Here is a 21262-nt window from a genome sequence, read left to right as displayed (position 1 = left end):
TGTGTTTATCCCCTATTTTTTTGCAGTAATCCCCAACCTCAAATCTCAATGAGAGACGAGGAAGTGGGGGATCACTGATGAAAGTTTTACTTTATTAAATTTCTTTGATAATTAGCAATTCGTGTATAATCTTCTTCTAATGCTCTAGATAAGTTAATAAATATCGGCAGTAATTGTCTGTATTCTTTTGTTGCTTCTTCTTTCGGTGTGTGTTTGTAGGTGCTGCCAACCATTTCGGAAACGATTTCAAAAGAATCAATTTTTCCTGTAGCATAGAGACCTAATATACATGCACCTAGACAGGAGCTTTCGTAGCTTTTTGGAACAACGACTTCAGATGCGAAAATATCGGACATCATTTGTCGCCAAACGTCAGACCTTGCGAAGCCTCCTGTTGCTTGAATACGGGTCACAGGACTGTCCATGCATTCAGTTAATGCTAAAAATACAGTATATAAATTATAAATAACGCCTTCTAAGGCTGCACGAATCATATGTTCCTTCTTATGTGACATCGTTAAACCGAAGAATGAGCCACGTACATCTGGATTCCATAATGGCGCACGTTCACCTGCGAGGTATGGATGGAATAATAATCCGTCTGCACCAGGTCGCACACGTTCAGCAATTTTGGTTAATACATCGTATGGATCAATTCCTAGTCTTTTTGCAGTTTCTACTTCTGATGAAGCAAGTTCATCGCGAATCCAGCGAAGGACCATTCCGCCATTGTTTACCGGTCCACCAATTACCCAATGTTTTTCCGTTAGGGCATAACAGAATATTCTTCCTTTTTTATCTGTTTGCGGCTTGTCAATGATGGTTCGAATAGCACCACTTGTCCCAATTGTGACTGCAATCTCGCCTTTTTTAATTGCATTCACACCTAGATTAGAAAGCACTCCATCACTGGCACCAATGACAAATGGTGTTTGTGGATCGATACCAATCTTTTTGGCTAAATCCGGATTGCAGTTGCTATATATCGTAGTGGTTGGTACGAGCTCAGATAATTGAGCAGGTGTTACACCAGCAATTTTTAAAGCTTCTTCATCCCAATCTAGCGTTTGTAGATTCATCATCCCCATGCATGAAGCGAGGGAATGATCGACAACATATTGATCAAAGAATTTTTTAAAGATATATTCTTTTATTCCGATATATTTTTTCGTTTTAACAGCGATTTCAGGATGGTCATTCACAATCCAAGTAATTTTACTTAATGGTGACATAGGGTGAATGGGTGTTCCTGTTCGTCTATAAACTTCATGGCCATTCAGTTCATCTTTGATTTTACGTGCCCATGCCTCACTGCGATTATCTGCCCAGGTGATACAAGGTGTCAGCGGCTGATCATTTTCATCCATGGCAATGACACTATGCATGGCGCTGCTAAATGAAATAAACGATGATTTTTTATCTGAATGATGTTTCGTTATATTTGAAATCGCCCGCAAAACAGCTTGGAAAATCTCTTCTGGATCTTGTTCCGCTGTGGATATATCCGGTGTGCGAAGTGGATAACCAATATTCTCTGTTTGGATGACCTCGCCTTTTTCAGTAAATAATACTGCTTTGGTACTTGTTGTACCGATATCTATACCTAACATATAGCTACTCATGTTCTTGCTCTACTCCTTTAGATAACATTTGTTGTGACATCCAGAGGTCTTCAACCTTCCCTTGAACATCATCAAAGTTTTGATGTAAGGCTTTAATCATGAGGGCTCGATCTTTTGATTCGATTGCTTTTATATAAAGCTCATGATTTTTAATAACCCGTTCAAAGTCTTCGTACTTTTCCTTGAAACGGGTACGCATTGATAAAAGGATTAAGCTTTCCATAACAGGCTTTAAATTATTCCAAATCATCAGGATGTGGGAATGCTGAATGGTGCGAATAATCGTTTCATGGAATAAGACATCTTGATAAGAAAACTCATCAGCATCATGATATTTGATGGCGATTTTCATCATTTCCATAATTTTATTCAGTTCCTTTACTAACTCATTCGTGTCCATCTTTACAAGCCGTTCAAAGATAAACGTTTCTATGAGTAAACGGACATCATATATTTCTTCGATTTCTTTTTCGGTTAAGCCAATGACAACGGCACCCATTCTTTCTAAGCGAATGATATTTTCAGATGCTAGTACTTTTAATGCTTCACGAACGGGTGACCGGCTTACAGAAAAATCGGCAGCTAATTTATTTTCCGATAGAATGGTACCGCTTTCAATTCTACCTGCAATAATACGCATTCTAAGTTCGCTTGCAACACGATCACCAGTAGAAGCTTTTGAAAGCCATTTTTCAGGATAAAGAAATTCCATTGATTCCGTCATAACGTCACCTTCTCATGTTAATCAAGTATACTTGTATACAAGTATTATAACTCGGATTTTTAATTATGCAAGCGCTTTTATTTTTTGTTTCGATTCTTTTCGATAGTAATAAAAGGAAAAAGTTTTTAAATGATACTAGATTGAAAAAGAGGATGCTAAGGTTCTATAACGAAATAAGTTTAGAAGATAAAGGGGGCGATAACATGAAAATGAAGAACGGTTTGGAGAATAGGTGTAAAAAACTATAATGAAAAGGAGTTTTTCTATTGAAGCAAGCGTTGCTTATTATTGATGTTCAACAAGAATTAGTTGATGGAAATGATAAAAATAAGAGTGTACTGAATAAAGACGTATTATTAGATAATATTAATTTGGTTATTAATAAAGCATTAGAATCACAAATTTTAATCGTCTTTATAAGGGATAAAGATGTTGCTGACGGCAAAGGTCCAGGATTTCAAATACATCCAAAAATAAAAGTGCCGACCACTGCAAAAATATTTGATAAAGCGGCTACAAATTCGTTTTATGGTACGCCATTAATGGATTTTTTAAAGGACAATGAGATTGAACATCTTGTTATTATGGGATGTAAAACTGAACACTGTATTGACACAGCGGTTAGAACGGCAACGGTGAATCATTTTGATGTTACTTTAGTTGGGGATGGTCATTCGACGACAGATTCTTCAACTTTATCTGCCGAACAGATAATCAGTCATCATAATGAAATACTTCATGGTCATTACAATGTTGACAATTTTTCTGTCGTTCGGACTACTCAAGAAGACTTGTTTCAACCAATCCATAATAATTACCGGTAAATCGTCATTTACTCATTTAACTTGAGAAGCTCGGAAAAACATGATTGATCTTCGGCAATCGGGCGCATTACTTGAACAGCCGGGCTGCCATAGCCGGCTGTTTGTTTCTTCGAACGGGTGATTTTGTTCAATATCTAAAATTATTAAAAAGCCGAAAATATGCAAGTTTTTATTCACTTATTGCATATTTTCGGCTTTTTTACATTTAAAAAACATACTGACATAAGCAACAATTTTTAATTGCTAAATACAAAATGACTATCAAGTTTTCCAATCAGAATAATAAAATGTCCCACTCCATAATCGCAGCTGCACATAAACGAAGGTTGCGATCCTCACCGGTTACGATAGACTTCGAAATACAGAAAAACGCTTTTCGATGTGACTCGGGCACCGCGAGCTCAATAATCGACCGGCTGTGGTTGAAGTTTACGATCAAAGTACGAACGTCTTAAAACCAGGCCACTCTCATCGAATTTCGAGGAGCCACCACCAGTCATTGTCGTCACGGTCACCGAAGCCGGTTACCTCCTGTTGGCCGGCTGTCCAGCGGGGATCGCTGAACCCGCGGTGGGAGTGGAGCGCATGGTTGGTGTTCAGGTGGACAAGTCGGACTCGTCTCTGCGCATTCCACGGACCCCCACCATCGACTTCGATCCGCCAGTTATCGTTGCTGTCTCCCTGACCTCCGGATCCGAAGCCGGTCACCTCCTGCTGACGAGTGACAGGGGAAGGGTGTCCGAAGTGGCTGTGTAGGTTGCGTTGCGTGAGCACGTGCTCGAGTCGGATCACATCGCCATGTTGGACTATTTCACCGTTCCTGTGGTTCGATTGCGTACCATCGGGTCCCTTGATCCTCCAGAGGTCATTGTCATCAGCCCCTTTGAAGCAGGTTACCTGCTGCTGACCTGAGCTGCCGCTGTGGCCGTAGTTCAGTGGGTGCGAATGGAGAGTCAGCCCCGTCATGAGATGACTTACCTTAATGGTCTGACCGTATCGGACCACAGCACCGGCCGCCGGCGGAGTGGTCGTGAACACGGGCGGGGTCTTCTGCTGGTAGTCTACTACGAAAAAGCCTCTCCAGGGGTCGGTGTTCGTGGCGTCAAAGTGGGGATTGCCCGGTTCGGAGGACAAAACTACCTCCTGACCTATCGTGTTGTTATCGTATATGAACACTTTCATAATGTCAGCCTTCGAGTGCCACTCATACCCATAGGCTAGAACCTGGTGATTCTTCGACCCGATCTCCCCTAGGCTTGTTGCATCTACCAGCCCGAGGACGACCGGTTGGCCGGCGTCGATGCGCGATCGTAGCTTTGGAAATTCTTCCTCCTTCGTCCAGCGGGTGACTCCCTTTCCTCCAAAGACGGTAGAATGATCTGACGCCAAGGTCCAATTAATATACTTGATGGAGGAAGGCACAACGAAGCTGTCCACAAGTCGACTGTAAATGTAATCCGCAAGCCAGTGTCCATCCGGGGGAACCTCTGCGTTGAACAGGTTCCCGGTGTATTTTGGAACCGGAGTGCCCTTGAGGAAGTAGTCGAGTGCGGCAAAAGCCATTCCGCCGCAGCGTCCCTGTGTTGTCACCTGCCCATAGCCCGGAATGTTAGCCACAGCATTGATGAAATTGTTTCTAAACAAAAAGCCGTGAACCGCCGGATCGAAAGCAAGCTTTCGACTATGGCGCCACGTTCCCGAGTCCCAGAGCGGGTTTCCCTGGTTAGTGTAAATCACCGCGTTCCCATCGTCTTGAAGAATGAGGTATGCTCCGGCGTTCCCCACGGTGCCAGATTGCCAGACCTCCTGGCCATTCGCCTTGTAGACGACAAGGTTGCCATTATCCAGCATGACTGCTTTCTCGGCACCACTACCGTCGGTGCCCGACGCCCAGACAGGGATGTGTTGGCCCTTATGTACTTCGTAAAGTACGAAGTTTCCATCGCCCTGCATGATCAGAAATGCTCGACCGTTGTTCGCGGTGATCTGTTGGTTTGCTAGGAGCTCCTGCCCTGGTTGAAGCTGGTTTGCCATCCTTTAATCACTCCGATCTGGAAGGTTTTGTTACCATTTCCAATGGTTACCTCTTAATCTATTCAACAGAAAGTGTCTCAATCACTTCAATTTTCCATGGAGCGACAACAGGTGAAAAATCCTTTAAAATTTTCGTTATTCCATTAAAGGGCGCGATTGTGGAAGAACCCAAGTTATATTTACATGTAGTGTAGTGCTTAGAATTTATAATCAAATAAAATTTTCTTCTAAAAATGAAAGTATGGATTAAATTATGGTATGTGAGTCATATCATTTTTTGGGAGGGAATAACGATGAGTATGAAAACAATGAACGCTGTATTAGGATCAACACCAGAACATTACAATAAATTAGGTCTTAAAAAAGGACAAATAGAAAAATGGGAAGACGGTATACGTACGGATGGAAGTGAAGGGACTTATGAATGGTGGTACTTCGACGCTCACTTGAATGATGGTTCAAAACTGGTGATTGTATTCTTTACAAAACCATATATTGAAAGTAACAAACCACTTACTCCTTTTGTTACTTTCAATCTTGATCTTTCTGATGGACGTACTATCAAAAAAATCTATCAGACTTCAGAGCAAGACTTTTTCGCCTCTAAAGATCAATGTGAAGTCCGTATTGGACCAAACATCTTCAAAGGCGATTTAAATACCTATCAAATCCATATCGAAATTGATGATGTCTTGGCTGATATCACGATTAAAGGTGCGGTTCCCTCTTGGAGACCAGAAACTGGTCATTGGTTCTATGGAAACGGTGAAGAGAAGTATTTTGCCTGGTTACCATCTGTTCCTTATGGAATCGTAGAAGCAGACATAAAAATAGATAATAATATTCAGCATTATATTGGTACTGGATACCACGATCATAACTGGGGGAATACTCCCATGATGGAGCTTATGAATAACTGGTATTGGGCGCGTGCACAAATTGGGGATTATACAGTGATCGCTTCATTTATTACGGCTGAACAAAAGTACGGATACGAAACATTCCCTATTTTCATGCTGGCTAAAGAGAATGAGATTATCGTTGATAACGAAAGAAACGTTCGTTTCACGGCATGTAATAAGTATGTAGACTCTTTTACTGGAAAACCAGTAGCAAACAAAACTGTGTACGACTACAAAGATGATATACACCGTTACACCATTACATTTGAACGAGAGAAAAATCTTGTGGTCCACAAATTCATAGATGAATTAACAGGTAAAATAAAAGAAGAAGCTATACAGTCCGGCTTTGATGGGGCTTATCTGAGGTTCGCTGGTGATGTTCAGCTAGAGCGATTTGAAGGTGATGAAGTGGTGGAAACACTGAACGAAGAGGCGATATGGGATCTAATGTATTTTGGGAAAGTTCGACAGTAGCTTGTTTTATATAAAAAGATCCACAGTTTTCTTTTTAACGACTGTGGATCTTTTTGTATTATTCATTTAATGATCAAAACCTTCAATAACAGCAAATACCGATGATTACACGTTTTCTAAGTGGTATAGAAGTTGTTTTAGAACTTTCTCCAATACTTGTTCAGTATTTTCTTGCATACTAGGTGAACGCCAGCCAATAAAACCATCAGGTCGTACAAGTACCGCTCCAAATTCTGTAATTTCATATAAATTTACAAATGTTTCAAGTGGATCTTTTAAACCATTTGTAGAGTCGATAGTATAGCTATCAATGGGAACTCCTAAATTTTTACTTACCTGTTGGATTCCAATACGCCAAGGATTTCCTTTGCTACTTGTTAACAGTACAAATCGTCTTCCGAATATATCTAAAATTGAATTTTGTTTACTCTCTGGGTCCATCCAAAAGTGGGGAGCCCGTGTTCCAGGACGTCCATCGAGAGCCAGATGCTCAATTGGTACTTTTTGTGTCTCTTCTTGGATAATAGCGGGTGAATTATAATGATAGGCCAAGCTAATCATGGTACTATTAGCAAGTTTAGGTGTGTTATCTTTCTGATAATCAGATTTAAGAATACCTGCTATCACACCTGTGTCAGCAATCAAGCCGGCTTGTGTAGCAGTGAAATGAGCAATAGGCTGACGCTCAGCATCATAACTTTCTAAAAGAGCGGGATTACTATGCCCCTGTAAGACCATTGCTAACTTCCAAGCTAGATTATGTGCGTCTTGAATACCCGTACTTCCACCATATCCGCCAGTAGGCGGCATGTGATGAGCTGCATCACCCACCAAAAAGATTCTTCCTTTCTGAAATTGATCTGCAACACGAACAGCTGCTTCCCAAGGTAATACACTCAATAATTTAACATCAACTTGAGGTAAACCAATGGCATGACGAATGAGCTGTAAACAACGGTCAGGAGTAAATTCTTCCACTGTTTCTCCTTTTTCTGGATAATAAGAAATATGATAAGTAAAGCGATTTTTATTATCTACTGTTAGAATGGAGCCGGCTGTATATTCATTTTGAATGTTACAAATGTTAAAGCGATGGTTGTGTAGCAGATTTCTTAAGTCAGCCTCAAATAGCATATTGATCTGATGTCCCATTGAACCTCGTCCAGACATAGGAATATCTAATGTTTGTCGGATTGGGCTCTTTGCACCATCAGTAGCAATTAGATATTGAGAGTAAATTATACTTTTTCTTCCTGTAGTTCGATCCATAACTGTGGCTGTTACTCCAACCTCATCTTGTTCAAAAGAAAGAAGCTCAGTGTGAAAACGAAACGTTCCACCCTGTTTATGTGCAACTGCTAATATAGCTGGTTCAATTTTATCCTGAGTACACTTACATGTATTCGTTGGACTAAGTTGATCTAGATTTTCTTGTGTTATTATCTTATATACTTGTTGTGCTTTCCCTCCATCAAGACCTTGTGCAAAATCAGCTTGTGCTAAAGTCTTGGCGTCAAGAAAACCAAGGTTATTAGCCATTGTCCTTCCCGCTTTCCTGATTTCCTCTTCAATTCCGACTTGTCGCATCAACTCCATAGCACGAACACTTAAACCACGAGCACGGGGATGGATAGATGTTCCTCGGTGACGTTCAATTAAGAGGTAGGGAACTTGATGATGACTTAAAAAGAGGGCCATGGACAAACCGACTAGTCCTCCACCTACTATTAGGACAGGAGTTCTCGTTTCTTGTATCATATGAATGTTCCTTTCTATGTTTTTTGTTGTTATAACTCTGTTAATTTTTCTTGCTAAAATTTCTTTGAAAACATACGTTATAGGATCCGTATTTATGCTTGGGAAATTTTTTATTCATATAATCTTCGGTAGTTATATGGCATCGAGTGAGAGGTACATCGATACAATTACTTTTCTCATTTTGTTCTCCTTTGGTTTAGGGTGAGTTTGTTACATCTAATCCTTCTTCAAATATAAAAATATATCTTTCCAGTATTTTCGACAGAGGGAGAAGAGGATTATAGAAAATTTTATTGATGCCTGCAAAGGAAGGGCTGAGTTAGTGGTGAGAGCTTTCCATCAGTAAGGAGGGGGTTCACTGATGGTTAGTTGAACCTTATCGGTTTTTGTTGAATTAGAATTGTTTTCTCAAGAATTACATCGATATATGTCACCACATGCTTTAGATCATTTAGCTAGAGAGGTAGGATTTGTTCAACGAAGAAGCGAATATCGTGCACAAGATCTATTGGCGTTTCAATAAAAAAAATATTTATTATAAATTTCAGTAACTTATTCATGGGGTTAGAAAGGAGAAAAAGAAATGCAATATCCGATGTTCTTATCTAAGAGATTAACAATACGCCCATTTCAATTAGATGATGCTCCGAAAGTTCAAGAATTAGCAGGAGATAAAGAGGTGGCAAAAACTACTACAATTATTCCTCATCCATATTCCGATGGCTGGGCAGAAGAGTGGGTTACATCTACTTATAAAGCTATGGATAAAGGGGACAGTTTTCACTTTGCAATGGTTAATGAGCAAAATATGCTTATAGGTTGTATATATCTTTTTATTAATAAAAAACACAACAAAGGAGAACTGGGCTATTGGGTAGGTAAATCATATTGGGGTAAAGGGTACTGTACAGAAGCGGGGAAAGTCATCGTTAAGTACGCATTTGAAGAATTAAGTCTAAATCGTATTTATGCTGATGCCTTCACTAAAAATCCTGCCTCTTTTAAAGTCATGCAAAAATTAGGATTGAAACATGAAGGGACATTTAAACAGAGCTGTTTGTACTGGGGAGTTTATGAAGATACTGTTGTTTATGGTTTGACAAAGTCTGATTATTACAAGGGGTAGCGCCACATCACTATCAAGCTAACATTTTGATGTCGGACGACAAAAATTTGGATAGTTGTATGACTGTAGCTTTAAAATAAAGGTTGATTAAATTAACTCTATAAACATTAATAAAAGAAGAAACAGAAAGAGTGTATTTTGAAACAAAATACACTCTTTCCCTTCAGAATATTATTACATTTTAGAAGCTTCCATACCTATGTTAGCCCATTCATCTTTCGATGGACTATAAATACCAGGAACCATTAAATCCGCTTTTATCATTTGTCCTCGATGATGTATTTGATGTTGGATTAAAAATAGTGAAAGAAGTGCGAAATGTGTAAAGTGAGATTAATTGAGCGTAGGATAGTGGACACGATTACATTCGGATGTGCCACGATCTTTTAAAAAGTTAAGTTTGGATAAGAAATATTATACTTTTCTGAAGTCTTAATAAGCTTTTGTAATACTTCTAGAGGAGGAGGACCTTCAGGTATTTTCATTCCATCTCGATAAGGTACACCTAAGTCTTTTATAAAACTATCAAAACCTGAAGGGTATGCAGTAACCAGGCATTTAGCTGTATCTGAACTAACTTTAAGTGTATGAGGAATACCACGTGGGGCAAATACATAATCGCCGGCTTTTGCTGAGATAATCTCATCGCCCACGAAAAATGTGATTTCTCCTTCTAACACGAAAAATGTTTCATCTTCTTTTTCATGAACATGTAACGGAGGACCATCACTTTTCTTACTAGAAGTATGAATTACACAAAATTCTCCATTAGTATCTTCACCACTTACAAGAATGGAAGCGAGACTATTTAAAAAAGGTATGTGTTATTTTCATGGGTGTTACGGTGCATTATCTTTACTTTGTTTTGTTTATCAACAGACATTTCACCATCTCCCTTACTCAGTATTCATTTATAAACGTAGTATATAAGGTGTAACAATTAAAATATTTATGCTCAGCCATTCATTTAATGAACATGATTTCGTTTAAACAATTTTTTATACAGAAAAAGCCGATTTCCTACACACTGATGAAGGATCGGCTTTAAAATATTCTAACTCAACATTAATCAACAATATGAAGTACAATTCGTCCACGACCATGTCCACGCTGACTGAATTCGTGGGCTTTTGGAGCTTCATCAAGAGCAAACGTTTTTGATATAAACGTTTTAATTTTTCCATCAGCCATCAACTGGGCAATGGTTTGCAAGGCTTCACGGTTTGGTAGCGCTGTATTATGTTCGGCACGCACACCTAGCTCTTGTGCTTTTTGCTGTGAAGGATGAGCAACTAAAGATAAAAGCGTTCCGCCTCGTTTTAGTACTGACCAAGAGCGTTCTAACGTATCTCCTCCGATTGAGTCAATTACCAAATCTACGTCTTGAACCACTTCCTCAAATGGTGTAGTGGTATAATCAATCACCATATCTGCCCCTAAAGAACGAACAAAATCAACATTAGTTGTTGAAGCGGTTCCTATTACATGCGCCCCTTTCCATTTGGCCAATTGGGTAGCAAACAATCCAACACCTCCAGCCGCACCATGAATCAATACTCGTTGTCCTTCTTGTAACTTAGCATTATCGAAGAGAACCGCCCAAGCAGTTCCCGCACCACCATGAATAGTAACTGCCTCATCAAAAGAGAGCTCTTCGGGTTTAAGAACAAGTCTTTCTACTGAAGTTGTAATATACTCAGCGTATGCTCCTTTTGTACTCCGTCCAAATACTGCTTGTCCTTTTTTGAATCCTGTAACATCGGGGCCAATTTCTTCAATGACACCAGCTATAGATGAACCAGGAATATAAGGGAAATCAACGGAGAAGAAGTCTTTCACCATGCCAGAACGAATTCTCCAATCAACAGGAAGTACACCTACTGCGTGAACTCGAATCAGTACCTCTCCGGCTGATGGTTTTGGACATTCTACTTGCTCTAGTTTAAGTTGTTCTGGCCCCCCGTATTGGTGAACACGGAGGACGTTGATATCTTGAGTTGACATGATCGAAATGATCTCCTTTCTTAGTTACATTTATATTTTTTACCTTATCGTTTAAGGAAATTATCTGTTTCTTAAGTTCATAGGTGCACGATTAGTCCTCTTTTTAAACTCTATATTTACCAAACAGGTCTTAACCTCGATGCTAATTTACCTTCATTTGCTTCATAAATTAAATTTGTTAGATCTTCTTTGAGCATTTGCATTCGTTCAGCACCTATGTTTTCAATCCAGCGCTGTTCTATCTCAGCTATTATCTCATCTTTTGTTTTCATTACTAGCCAACCACGTTCGGTCAGAACAATTATTTTCCCTCTTTTATCAGTGGGATGAGCTTTGCGTATTACATAACCACTTTTCTCAAGATAATCCACCATTTTACTCACAGCTTGCTTTGTAATTCCTAAATGTTCAGCTAGTTCTATACCTGTTGCTCCATTAGGAATGATATGTTTAAACATAAAACCATGTGCAGGTCTAATATCTCCAAATCCCAACTCACTTAATCTGTCATGTAGTTCATAAATCAATGTACTATAAGATAATGACAAAAGTGATGTAAGATCCAATTTACTAAATACTTGATCTTGATGATTCATGTATAAAACCTCCTTAAACAAGGTCAATTAAGTTGACTATAATTACATCTTATTGTACTATACGGAATATAGTCAATCAAATTGACTATATTCTTACGTTTTGAAGGAAATAGGGGGAACAGAAAATGACAACAGTTTTATTTGTAAAAGCAAACAATCGTCCAGCAGATCAGGCGGTTAGTGTGAAATTATATGAGGCTTTTTTAGCGAGCTATAAAGAATCACATCCAAATGATACAGTGGTAGAGCTTGATTTATATAATGAAGAATTGCCGTATGTAGGAGTAGATATGATTAACGGCACATTTAAGGCTAGTAGAGGACTTGATTTAACAGAAAAGGAAGCAGAAGCAGTAGCTGTTGCTGATAAATATTTAGATCAATTCCTTGCAGCTGATAAAGTTGTATTCGGTTTCCCGTTATGGAACTTAACAATCCCAGCTGTACTACACACATATATTGATTACTTAAACCGCGCGGGCAAAACATTTAAATATACGCCAGAAGGCCCAGTAGGTCTTATTGGAGATAAGAAAATTGCATTATTAAACGCAAGTGGCGGTGTATATTCTGAAGGACCAGCAGCTGAAATGGAAATGGCTGTTAAATATGTAGCAAGTATGATGAGCTTCTTTGGTGCAAAAGATATGGAGAAAGTAGTAATTGAAGGTCACAACAAATTCCCAGATAGAGCAGAAGAAATTATTGCTGCAGGGCTTGAAAAAGCTGTTAAAGTAGCAAGTACGTTCTAATTAACAAAACACTTGTCACTTAATATGGCAGTACCAACACTTTATAGCGGTGGTACTGTTTTTTTATTCGCTTATCTCGCTACTTTTGGGCGGTAAGAACATTCTCAATTTATTAAACGATAGAAAGCAGGATTACATTATAATGGAACGTTTATGGACAAAGAACTATATAATGCTGACACTTACAGCATTATTACTATTTAGTGGTTTTTATTTATTAATGCCAACACTGCCTATGTTTATTAAACAATTAGGTGGAAGTGAGTCTCAAGTTGGATTTATTATTGGAGTGTTTACAATATCGGCAGTAATTTTTCGTCCTATTGTTGGAGGATTAATGGATCGATATGGTCGACGAGCATTTATAATAAGCGGACTACTATTTTTTGCAATTACAATGTATTTTTACGATTGGGTAACAGGAGTTATATTTTTAGTGGTATTACGTATTCTCCATGGAATCGGCTGGGCAGTTGCTACAACTTCGATAGGAACAGCTGTGACTGATGTGATTCCACCATCTCGTCGTGGAGAAGGAATGGGATGGTATGGACTTGCAATGACTTTAGGCATGGCTTTAGGACCAATATTAGGTCTTTGGGTAGCAAAATCATTTTCATTTCACTATCTATTTCTTTTATGCACAGTATTAGCACTTATTGCATTCATACTTGCACTTGGTACAAAAATACCAGCGATTCAACATACATCAAAAAAACCAATATCATTTTTTGAAAAAACAGTCTTACCAATAGCTATTGTTACATTTTTCCTAACTATTACTTTTGGTGGTATTACAACATTTTTACCACTGTTTGCAGCAAAAATTCAAGTTAATGCTGGTGCTTTTTTCTTAGTTTATGCTGTTACACTTACAGTAATTAGACCACTTGCAGGAAAGATATCCGATAAACATGGAGAAGGAGTCATTATTGTTCCTGCGCTTTTTATACTGATTATCGCACTATTAGTTCTAACAATGACAAAAGGGATTGTTGGACTAGTTATTACCGCTATTTTGTACGGAATTGGATTCGGATCAGCACAACCGGCTCTTCAAGTAGCAACGATACGATTAGCTCCACCAGAGAAAAGAGGGGTAGCGAACGCTACATTCTTTACTGCTTTTGATTTAGGGATTGGTTTAGGCTCTATGATTCTAGGATTTGTTTCACAGCTCATGGGATATCAAATGCTATTCATTGTTTGCGCTGTATCTGGGTTTATTAGTCTGGTAATCTTTATTTTGTTTGTAAAAAAGACATTAAAATAACTTTTTAATTTACGAAAAAAGCGCTATTCTTTTTATAGAAATGTATGAAAAGGATGGCGTTTTTTATAAACGTTTCTATTCAAGATGAGTTTCAATCAAAGGAGTTGAATAAAAAGCAAAATGAAAAAAATATTAATGAAGTATTTGACTAAATTTACAACGCTTAACGAAGAAGAGCAACAAGCAATCGTTAAAGATATACTTATTGAAGAATATAAAAAAGGAACAACGCTCCTTAGACAAGGAGATGTTCCTACTAAATGTTATTTCGTATTAAAGGGATGTGTTAGGCAGTATTCTATAGATGAAACGGGAAAAGAGGTTACATCTAATTTCTACATAGAAGAACAAGCAATTGCGAATTTCAATTATCATAAACAAGACAAGGCATCGGCGTATTCTTTAACTTGTGTAGAAGACTGTATATTGGTCGTTGGTGACCTTGATACCGAAAAGGACATGTATAACAAATATACACAATTGGAAACAATGACACGCAAGATGATTGAGGAAAAACTTGGTGACATGCAAGATGAAATGGCTTCATTTATTGCATCTACACCTGAAGAACGCTACAAAGCACTATTACAGAAACGACCTCATTTAGTCGACCGTGTACCCCAACATCAGTTAGCAAGTTATCTTGGTATTACCCCAGAGTCATTAAGTAGGATTAAGAAACGGATCCATAAAGATAATGTTTAGGAAGTTGTCATACACTTTTATGGATCTTTCCTCCCTTGAGCAGCAACCATATACCAAAGCCCAATTCTCCTGCAATCATTGGCACAGTAAATACAAATGTAAGTATTGAAATGACTCCAGCATATTCTGGAAGAAACGTGTTGCATAAGTGAATGACAATGTAGCCTATTGAAGCAAGCAATAATAAGATGCTAATAACTTTTGGTACGCTGTCTGATTTGAAAGCTAAATAGCCCACAACCATGAGATGTCCACCAAAAATGATTAAACCAATAGACCAAATAGATTCAAATGCGTCTAAAAATAGCATCATCTGTGCTTGAAGTTGATCGGTTTTAAATAATGATAAATAGTCTGTATGTTTCGTGAGCAGCAACGCAAATATTAAATTCAGTATGGCAATTCCCAATATAGCCGCATAGGTAAGACGGAGCCACGCACCGAGCAATGAAAGGTTTTTATGAATGGGCTTCAGGAAGATATAGAAAGCCCAGGCGACCACAATGTCACTTATTAGGATGATGACCCAACCAAAGATTTCGGCCTTGGAAAGGATATTTGATGACATGATGTTGTGAAATGTGGCGCCGGCATCGCCCTGTACAACAAGGCTTGCATGGACAAAGCCATAGGAAAAAAATGCAGCAAGTGTCATGATGATAAGTGATGTGCCAGCAGTCAGAGCGGATTTTCGCTGATCCGATCGTTCTTTTACTGTGATAGCCATAAGATAACCCCCTATATTATATTATTGAATTTCATTTTAATGGGAAGATTATGACTGGTCATTGACTTAAATCAAGAGTGGCAGTAGAGGAACTATGTAGAAAATACGGATATCGCAAACGATTTGGAAAATAGATAGGAAAACGAGGGCCACGCAAAACGTGTACAGTAAAAAAAGATGGACCAAAACAGTTTCTTACTGTTTTGGTCCATCTTTTTTACCATTCCTTTGGCTCATAGTTCAAGTCTTGGAATAATCGATTGCGCTCTTTTTTAGATAAGTCTCTCCATTGTCCAACGGGTAGATTACCTAAATGAATATTCATAATTCGAGTTCGCTGTAGTCTATAAACATCGTATCCAAGCGCTTCACACATGCGACGAATTTGACGATTTAGACCTTGTGTTAAAGTGATTTGAAAAACATATTTAGAAAGTTGTTCCATCTTACAAGGCAGCGTTTTCGTACCTAAAATTTTTACACCTTCAGCCATTCGTTTTAAAAATTCAGGAGTAATCGGCTTGTCTACTGTAACAATGTATTCTTTTTCATGCTTATTTTCAGCACGTAAAATTTCATTGACTATATCACCGTCGTTCGTAAGGAGTATTAAGCCATCTGAATCTTTATCTAGTCGCCCGATATTAAAAACTCTTAATGGATGATTGACTAAATCAACAATATTACCCTTAACATTTTTTCTGTTGTACTCGTAATACCTACGGGTTTATTTAAGGCAATATAAACATAATTTCTTGCCATCCGTATTGGGTTACCGCTTACACGAACATCATCCCCAGGCTCGACTTGGCTGCCTATTTTCGCAACCTTTCCATTTATCGTGACTCTTCCTTCATTGACTAATTTATCTGCACCGCGTCTAGATGCTTTTCCGGATTCACTAATGTACTTATTAATACGCATGTTAAACACAACCTTAAGTAGAGAGTTAATAGTATTAGAATATTGGTTTCACATAAGATTTTCAAGGGCTTATTAAAATCTTATGTAGATTAGTATCGGTGGTAGCATAAATGACGTAGACTTTTTTATGAAATATGATGATAAAATAAGCCGATTAAGAGTCATGTTATGGGGGAATATAACGTTTATTGAAGAGATGCTGAGTTCAATTTCAGTGCTTGTAGAACAAACTGATTTATAAGGGGACAAGCATAATGAATTATAGAGTGGTGGAAAAAACAACAAAAAATATATTGAATGTGTTTCTGTTGAGAGACAAATTTGTTCAGAAAAAGATGTGTTAGAATTGTAGGCATATGTGTTGAAAATGACGTATACTTATTAATACTCTACGTTGATGCATTTTCGGAAGACTTCTTCAATCTGAAAACAGGTCTAGCAGGAATGATGGTGCAAAAATTCATAAACTATCATATAAGAGTTGCTGTTATTTTAGAACATTTAAGAATATTGCAGATGCTGGAACTTGGATTTCGAGTTTATGATACCAAGGAGAAATGAAAACTCCATAGAAAAAATGGAATTATGCATATGGTATTCATACAATGGTGAAAAATACATAAAAGAATATATAACAAAATGAGGTTAGTACATGAGTCCACAAAGTTTTAACAATTACGCATTGAGTAAGGAAATTATAAAAGCACTTGCTAGCTTACAATATGAAAAGCCAACAGAAGTGCAAGAGAAAGTCATCCCAATTGCATTAGAAAAGAAAGATCTTGTTGTAAAATCACAAACAGGAAGCGGTAAGACAGCTTCTTTTGGGATTCCGCTTTGTGAAATGGTTGAGTGGGAAGAAAATAAGCCGCAGGCGTTAATCCTTACACCAACAAGGGAACTTGCTGCGCAGGTAAAAGAAGATATTACGAATATAGGCAGATTTAAGCGTATTAAAGCAACTGCGGTTTACGGAAAATCTCCATTTGCGCGTCAGAAATTAGAACTAAAGCAAAAGACACATATTGTTGTCGGTACTCCTGGACGTGTATTAGATCATATTGAAAAAGGGACTTTCTCGTTAGAGTGTTTGAAATATTTGGTAATTGATGAGGCAGATGAAATGTTAAATATGGGCTTTATCGATCAAGTAGAAGCAATTATTGACGAACTACCTACGAACCGAATGACGATGCTATTTTCTGCGACATTACCAGAAGATGTTGAAAATTTGTCTCGTACATATATGGAATCACCAATCAACATCGAGATTAAAGCATCTGGTATTACGACAGATAAAATTGAACATAGTCTTTTAGAAGTGAGGGAAGAAGAGAAGTTCGCTCTTCTGAAAGATATAACAACTATTGAAAATCCAGATAGTTGCATTATTTTCTGCCGTACGCAAGAAAATGTAGATGATGTATTTAGACAGTTAAAACGTTCTGGCTATCCTTGTGATAAAATTCATGGTGGTATGGTGCAAGAAGATCGGTTTGCAGTAATGAATGACTTTAAAAAAGGGAAATTCCGCTATTTAGTAGCGACAGATGTAGCAGCACGAGGAATTGATATTGAGAATATTACCCACGTCATCAATTACGATATTCCATTAGAAAAAGAAAGTTACGTACACCGTACAGGAAGAACAGGACGTGCTGGTAATAGCGGAAAAGCAATTACATTTGTAACTCCGTATGAAGAGAGATTTCTAGCAGAAATCGAAGAGTATATCGGTTTTGAAATTTTAAAAATAGATGCACCTTTAAAAGAAGAAGTTACAAAAAGAAAGGCGGCATTTGAAGAAAAAATAAATGCTAAGCCAATTATTAAAAAAGATAAAAGTGCTAGTCTAAATAAGGGAATCATGAAGCTTTACTTTAATGGTGGGAAGAAAAAGAAAATCCGAGCAGTGGATTTTGTTGGTACAATTGCCAAAATTCCAGGTGTTACAGCGGATGATATAGGGATTATTACGATACAGGATAATGTTTCTTATGTTGATATTCTAAACGGAAAAGGACCACTTGTTTTAAAAGTAATGAAAAACACAACGATAAAAGGGAAGCAGTTAAAGGTTCATGAGGCAATTAAATAAAAGGGGGCTATCCACTTTAACGGGTGGGTAGTTTTTTTATTGAAATCATTATTTTATTTCTTGTAGCAGAATAAGTGAGGATCAAAATACAATTCCATTCTTCCAAACAAAGAAAATAGTAACAGTAGTTTCCTTGAATAAGTATGTTTTCATTTATGAAAAATTATGCTGTAATAGTAATAGAACAATATTTTATCCTGTTCTAAGTAGTCAAAGAAGTGAGGAATTGAGATTGAAAAAGTTTAAGAAGTTTTACTTAGAGATTACTAGCGTATGTAATCTCGCGTGCAGCTTTTGTCCGCCAACAGAACGGCAGAAGCAATTCATTTCTGTGGAGGATTTTTCTAAGAGATTAGATGAAATTAAACCTCACACAGACTATATTTATTTACATGTAAAAGGTGAGCCGCTGCTTCATCCTAAAATAGATCAATTGTTAGACTTATGTCATGAAAAAGGGTTTAAAGTTAATATTACAACTAACGGAACATTAATTAATAAAAAGAGGGACAGGTTATTAAATAAACCTGCACTCAGACAGATGAACTTTTCACTTCATAGTTTTGATGGTCATGAGGGCTCTACAGATAAGGAAGGATATGTGAGGAGCATACTTTCTTTTATTAAAGAAGCGACGAGCCAATCGGAATTGATTGTTTCACTGAGATTATGGAATCTCACACAAGACAATAAGACGAATGTGGAAATACAACGAAACAGACAATTACTAGAAATCATTGAGAACGAATTTGATTTACCGTACAAAATTGAAGAGAAGGTCACACCAGGAAGCGGCGTGAAAATTGCTGATCGCATTTTCATCAATCAAGATTACGAATTCCAATGGCCTGCACTGCATGAAGAAGAAGACGATGGAAAGGGCTTCTGTTATGGCCTTCGAAATCAAGCAGGTATTTTAGCAAATGGAACTGTTATCCCTTGTTGTTTAGATGGTGAGGGAATTATCAACCTTGGAAATATTAACGATGCCTCATTTTCTGATATTATCGAAGGGGAGCGAGCAAAAAACCTTGTAGATGGATTTTCACGAAGAGAGGCAGTAGAAGAACTATGTAGAAAATGCGGGTATCGCAAGAGATTTGGAAAATAGATAGGTAATTGGCTAGAGATGAGTAGGTTAGACAACTGCCCTTTTAATGTAATAAAAAAGAACCCTAAGCTTTTGAGCTTAGGGTTCTTTTCTGAAATCATTGTTTTAAGGTTTTCTTACAAAGAAATGCTATATGACTAGTTAACTAATAGACAACTTGTCCAATAATCTATTTTGTCGCTTTTCGTCCTACTAATACCCAGTACAGAGATAAACTGAAACGGGTAATTACTTCATATTTTTGATTAATGAGCTAATTCTAGTATATGGACTTTAAGTTTTTTACGACCGAATCCATTAAGAAACAAAACCTTCTATCTATTATGTCGATAAAAGCGAACATTTTTCGAGTTTTAGAAAAAAATGTTCATGTTTTTATTGCGTATTCACTAAAAGTTTGTTATATTACCAATGTAATAATCTTAAATATCATCACTCGTATATACTCGGTAATATGGTCCGAGCGTTTCTACCTAGTTCCCAATGAAAGAACTAGACTACGGGTTAAAGTATTCGGTCGTTCGGTGTATTGAGCCGCTACCGTTCTATAATTTAGCATTCGCCTCATTTTTTGCTTAATTAACTTTAACTACCGTAGTTCTAGAAAGTAGAGATTCTTCTACAATTTCTAGAACTTTTTTCTTTGGACCAAAACCTCAAGTGTATCAAACAACAAGAGAAAAAGGAGAGATTATTTATGAAGAACAACATGTTAAAAAAATATGCTTCTCTAGCAACTACTATCGCATTGTCATTCTCAATACTTGCAGGATGTAATGCTAGTTCAAAACAAGTAGCTGAGGCAAAAAGCAATCAAAAACCTATCTTAATTCAAGGTCCAATGCCAATAGAAGCTGAAAAATTTGCAAAAAAGTTAAAAAATGTTAAAGAGGAAAAATCCGGAACTTTTGTATTTTATAAAGGAACTGTAGACAACTATCCTGTAATCGTTGAGAAAACAGGTAAAGGAATGGAAAATACAGCAGCCGCTACAGCAGTGGCTATTGAAAAATATAAGCCTATAGCGATTATTAACCAAGGAACATCAGGTGGACATGATCCTAATTTAAACGTATTTGATATTGTTTTAGGAAAAAAGTCGCAAACATAGGTTCACTAAAAACAACAAAGATGGATGAGAACCAAGGAATTGAGCCGACGAAATGGATATCTATGGACTTAATGGCTTCTGAAGGAAGTGCAGGAGAAGATCCAAATGCTGAGAAAATCCGATACTACGAGGGAGATAAGGATTTACTTGCAGCAGCTAATGCAGTAAAAGATAAGTATACAAAAGGTAAAGTAGTTGAAGGTACTATAGGTTCAGCAGACGTTTGGAATAATGAAGTTGATAGAATTAAGTGGTTCCATACAAAATACGGTACATCTGTAGAAGAAATGGAAGGTGCTGCCGCAGCGCAAATCGCAGAAGCTTATGATGTACCATTCTTAGGGATTCGAGTATTATCTAACAATAAAGTAAACGGCGGAAAATACAACCCCAATACCGCAGCGGCAAATCAAGAATATGTATATGAAGTAGTTAAAAAATATATAGACTCGATGCCAAATAAATAAAATCAGTTCTATTCTTAACATAAAGAC

At 37.6% G+C, this 21262-nt stretch carries 17 protein-coding genes, 3 pseudogenes and 1 riboswitch; of the genes and pseudogenes, 10 read left to right on the top strand and 10 right to left on the bottom strand.

Features of this window, described 5'->3' with window-relative positions; translation table 11 throughout:
• Positions 1 to 86 precede the first annotated feature (86 nt).
• Both gntK and ACEWFJ_RS19395 read right to left on the bottom strand, forming a co-directional pair.
• Positions 87 to 1622: a gluconokinase gene (gene gntK, locus ACEWFJ_RS19400; protein WP_473689582.1), complete on the bottom strand. Its 1536-nt coding sequence runs from the start codon at positions 1620 to 1622 to the stop codon at positions 87 to 89.
• Positions 1615 to 2346, bottom strand: a complete 732-nt coding sequence (locus ACEWFJ_RS19395) for a GntR family transcriptional regulator (protein WP_473689581.1) — start codon at positions 2344 to 2346, stop codon at positions 1615 to 1617. Before ACEWFJ_RS19395 ends, gntK begins: the two co-directional genes overlap by 8 nt.
• 266 nt (positions 2347 to 2612) lie before the next feature.
• On the opposite strand from ACEWFJ_RS19395, the gene ACEWFJ_RS19390 reads away from it, so the two are divergent.
• Positions 2613 to 3170: a cysteine hydrolase family protein gene (locus tag ACEWFJ_RS19390; RefSeq protein WP_473689580.1), complete on the top strand. Its 558-nt coding sequence runs from the start codon at positions 2613 to 2615 to the stop codon at positions 3168 to 3170.
• Positions 3171 to 3638: 468 nt separating this feature from the next.
• Here the strand turns inward: ACEWFJ_RS19390 and ACEWFJ_RS19385 are convergent, their stop codons facing one another.
• The gene (locus ACEWFJ_RS19385) at positions 3639 to 5204 is read right to left on the bottom strand and encodes an MIR domain-containing protein (RefSeq protein WP_473689579.1); all 1566 of its coding nucleotides are present in this window, start codon (positions 5202 to 5204) and stop codon (positions 3639 to 3641) included.
• Positions 5205 to 5497: 293 nt separating this feature from the next.
• Between ACEWFJ_RS19385 and ACEWFJ_RS19380 the strand changes: the two genes are divergently transcribed.
• Positions 5498 to 6583 (top strand): hypothetical protein, encoded by a 1086-nt coding sequence (locus ACEWFJ_RS19380; protein ID WP_473689578.1) that lies wholly within the window; start codon positions 5498 to 5500, stop codon positions 6581 to 6583.
• A gap of 105 nt (positions 6584 to 6688) precedes the next feature.
• Here ACEWFJ_RS19380 and ACEWFJ_RS19375 read toward each other — a convergent pair whose 3' ends face one another.
• Entirely contained in the window at positions 6689 to 8341 is a 1653-nt protein-coding gene (locus tag ACEWFJ_RS19375; RefSeq protein WP_473689577.1) for an FAD-dependent oxidoreductase, read from the bottom strand.
• Positions 8342 to 8924: 583 nt separating this feature from the next.
• Between ACEWFJ_RS19375 and ACEWFJ_RS19370 the strand changes: the two genes are divergently transcribed.
• Positions 8925 to 9467, top strand: coding sequence for a GNAT family N-acetyltransferase (locus ACEWFJ_RS19370; protein ID WP_473689576.1), 543 nt, complete (start codon positions 8925 to 8927; stop codon positions 9465 to 9467).
• Positions 9468 to 9641: 174 nt separating this feature from the next.
• Here ACEWFJ_RS19370 and ACEWFJ_RS19365 read toward each other — a convergent pair.
• The 4 genes and pseudogenes from ACEWFJ_RS19365 to ACEWFJ_RS19350 form a co-directional block, all read right to left on the bottom strand.
• Positions 9642 to 9776, bottom strand: a pseudogene (locus tag ACEWFJ_RS19365) (DinB family protein); the annotation flags it as partial.
• A gap of 77 nt (positions 9777 to 9853) precedes the next feature.
• The gene (locus ACEWFJ_RS19360) at positions 9854 to 10147 is read right to left on the bottom strand and encodes a cupin domain-containing protein (protein WP_473689575.1); all 294 of its coding nucleotides are present in this window, start codon (positions 10145 to 10147) and stop codon (positions 9854 to 9856) included.
• Positions 10148 to 10532: 385 nt separating this feature from the next.
• On the bottom strand, positions 10533 to 11471 hold the full coding sequence (locus ACEWFJ_RS19355; protein WP_473689574.1) for an NADP-dependent oxidoreductase: 939 nt from the start codon (positions 11469 to 11471) through the stop codon (positions 10533 to 10535).
• Positions 11472 to 11587: 116 nt separating this feature from the next.
• Positions 11588 to 12067 (bottom strand): MarR family winged helix-turn-helix transcriptional regulator, encoded by a 480-nt coding sequence (locus tag ACEWFJ_RS19350; RefSeq protein ID WP_473689573.1) that lies wholly within the window; start codon positions 12065 to 12067, stop codon positions 11588 to 11590.
• A gap of 125 nt (positions 12068 to 12192) precedes the next feature.
• On the opposite strand from ACEWFJ_RS19350, the gene ACEWFJ_RS19345 reads away from it, so the two are divergent.
• From ACEWFJ_RS19345 to ACEWFJ_RS19335, 3 genes are all read left to right on the top strand, one after another.
• Positions 12193 to 12819, top strand: a complete 627-nt coding sequence (locus tag ACEWFJ_RS19345) for an FMN-dependent NADH-azoreductase (RefSeq protein WP_473689572.1) — start codon at positions 12193 to 12195, stop codon at positions 12817 to 12819.
• Between the two features lie 142 nt (positions 12820 to 12961).
• Positions 12962 to 14092, top strand: coding sequence for an MFS transporter (locus ACEWFJ_RS19340; protein WP_473689571.1), 1131 nt, complete (start codon positions 12962 to 12964; stop codon positions 14090 to 14092).
• 120 nt (positions 14093 to 14212) lie between these two features.
• Positions 14213 to 14797 (top strand): Crp/Fnr family transcriptional regulator, encoded by a 585-nt coding sequence (locus tag ACEWFJ_RS19335; protein ID WP_473689570.1) that lies wholly within the window; start codon positions 14213 to 14215, stop codon positions 14795 to 14797.
• A gap of 7 nt (positions 14798 to 14804) precedes the next feature.
• Here the strand turns inward: ACEWFJ_RS19335 and ACEWFJ_RS19330 are convergent, their stop codons facing one another.
• The gene (locus ACEWFJ_RS19330; protein ID WP_473689569.1) at positions 14805 to 15524 is read right to left on the bottom strand and encodes a DUF4386 domain-containing protein; all 720 of its coding nucleotides are present in this window, start codon (positions 15522 to 15524) and stop codon (positions 14805 to 14807) included.
• A gap of 217 nt (positions 15525 to 15741) precedes the next feature.
• A pseudogene (gene rluF, locus ACEWFJ_RS19325) lies at positions 15742 to 16448 on the bottom strand (23S rRNA pseudouridine(2604) synthase RluF).
• A 321-nt stretch (positions 16449 to 16769) separates the two neighbouring features.
• Between rluF and ACEWFJ_RS19320 the strand changes: the two are divergent.
• From ACEWFJ_RS19320 to ACEWFJ_RS19305, 4 genes and pseudogenes are all read left to right on the top strand, one after another.
• Positions 16770 to 17009 (top strand): DUF4180 domain-containing protein, encoded by a 240-nt coding sequence (locus ACEWFJ_RS19320; RefSeq protein WP_473689568.1) that lies wholly within the window; start codon positions 16770 to 16772, stop codon positions 17007 to 17009.
• 91 nt (positions 17010 to 17100) lie between these two features.
• Positions 17101 to 18546, top strand: a complete 1446-nt coding sequence (locus ACEWFJ_RS19315) for a DEAD/DEAH box helicase (RefSeq protein WP_473689567.1) — start codon at positions 17101 to 17103, stop codon at positions 18544 to 18546.
• Positions 18547 to 18778: 232 nt separating this feature from the next.
• Positions 18779 to 19657, top strand: a complete 879-nt coding sequence (locus ACEWFJ_RS19310; protein ID WP_473689566.1) for a radical SAM/SPASM domain-containing protein — start codon at positions 18779 to 18781, stop codon at positions 19655 to 19657.
• A gap of 416 nt (positions 19658 to 20073) precedes the next feature.
• Positions 20074 to 20177: riboswitch (purine riboswitch) on the top strand.
• A gap of 177 nt (positions 20178 to 20354) precedes the next feature.
• A pseudogene (locus ACEWFJ_RS19305) lies at positions 20355 to 21235 on the top strand (5'-methylthioadenosine/S-adenosylhomocysteine nucleosidase).
• Positions 21236 to 21262: the final 27 nt, after the last annotated feature.

The sequence above is a fragment of the Bacillus sp. EA-CB0995 genome, assembly GCF_055814245.1.
This window is presented reverse-complemented; position numbering and strand designations above follow the sequence as displayed.

What these genes read in the sequence shown, in the direction of transcription:
- ACEWFJ_RS19385 (WP_473689579.1), bottom strand. Translation starts at nt 5,204, where the DNA reads ATGGCAAACCAGCTTCAACCAGGGCAGGAGCTCCTAGCAAACCAACAG.
- ACEWFJ_RS19395 (WP_473689581.1), bottom strand. Translation starts at nt 2,346, where the DNA reads ATGACGGAATCAATGGAATTTCTTTATCCTGAAAAATGGCTTTCAAAA.
- ACEWFJ_RS19370 (WP_473689576.1), top strand. Translation starts at nt 8,925, where the DNA reads ATGCAATATCCGATGTTCTTATCTAAGAGATTAACAATACGCCCATTT.
- ACEWFJ_RS19375 (WP_473689577.1), bottom strand. Translation starts at nt 8,341, where the DNA reads ATGATACAAGAAACGAGAACTCCTGTCCTAATAGTAGGTGGAGGACTA.
- ACEWFJ_RS19340 (WP_473689571.1), top strand. Translation starts at nt 12,962, where the DNA reads ATGGAACGTTTATGGACAAAGAACTATATAATGCTGACACTTACAGCA.
- ACEWFJ_RS19355 (WP_473689574.1), bottom strand. Translation starts at nt 11,471, where the DNA reads ATGTCAACTCAAGATATCAACGTCCTCCGTGTTCACCAATACGGGGGG.
- ACEWFJ_RS19315 (WP_473689567.1), top strand. Translation starts at nt 17,101, where the DNA reads ATGAGTCCACAAAGTTTTAACAATTACGCATTGAGTAAGGAAATTATA.
- ACEWFJ_RS19335 (WP_473689570.1), top strand. Translation starts at nt 14,213, where the DNA reads ATGAAAAAAATATTAATGAAGTATTTGACTAAATTTACAACGCTTAAC.
- ACEWFJ_RS19345 (WP_473689572.1), top strand. Translation starts at nt 12,193, where the DNA reads ATGACAACAGTTTTATTTGTAAAAGCAAACAATCGTCCAGCAGATCAG.
- ACEWFJ_RS19330 (WP_473689569.1), bottom strand. Translation starts at nt 15,524, where the DNA reads ATGGCTATCACAGTAAAAGAACGATCGGATCAGCGAAAATCCGCTCTG.
- gntK (WP_473689582.1), bottom strand. Translation starts at nt 1,622, where the DNA reads ATGAGTAGCTATATGTTAGGTATAGATATCGGTACAACAAGTACCAAA.
- ACEWFJ_RS19350 (WP_473689573.1), bottom strand. Translation starts at nt 12,067, where the DNA reads ATGAATCATCAAGATCAAGTATTTAGTAAATTGGATCTTACATCACTT.
- ACEWFJ_RS19380 (WP_473689578.1), top strand. Translation starts at nt 5,498, where the DNA reads ATGAGTATGAAAACAATGAACGCTGTATTAGGATCAACACCAGAACAT.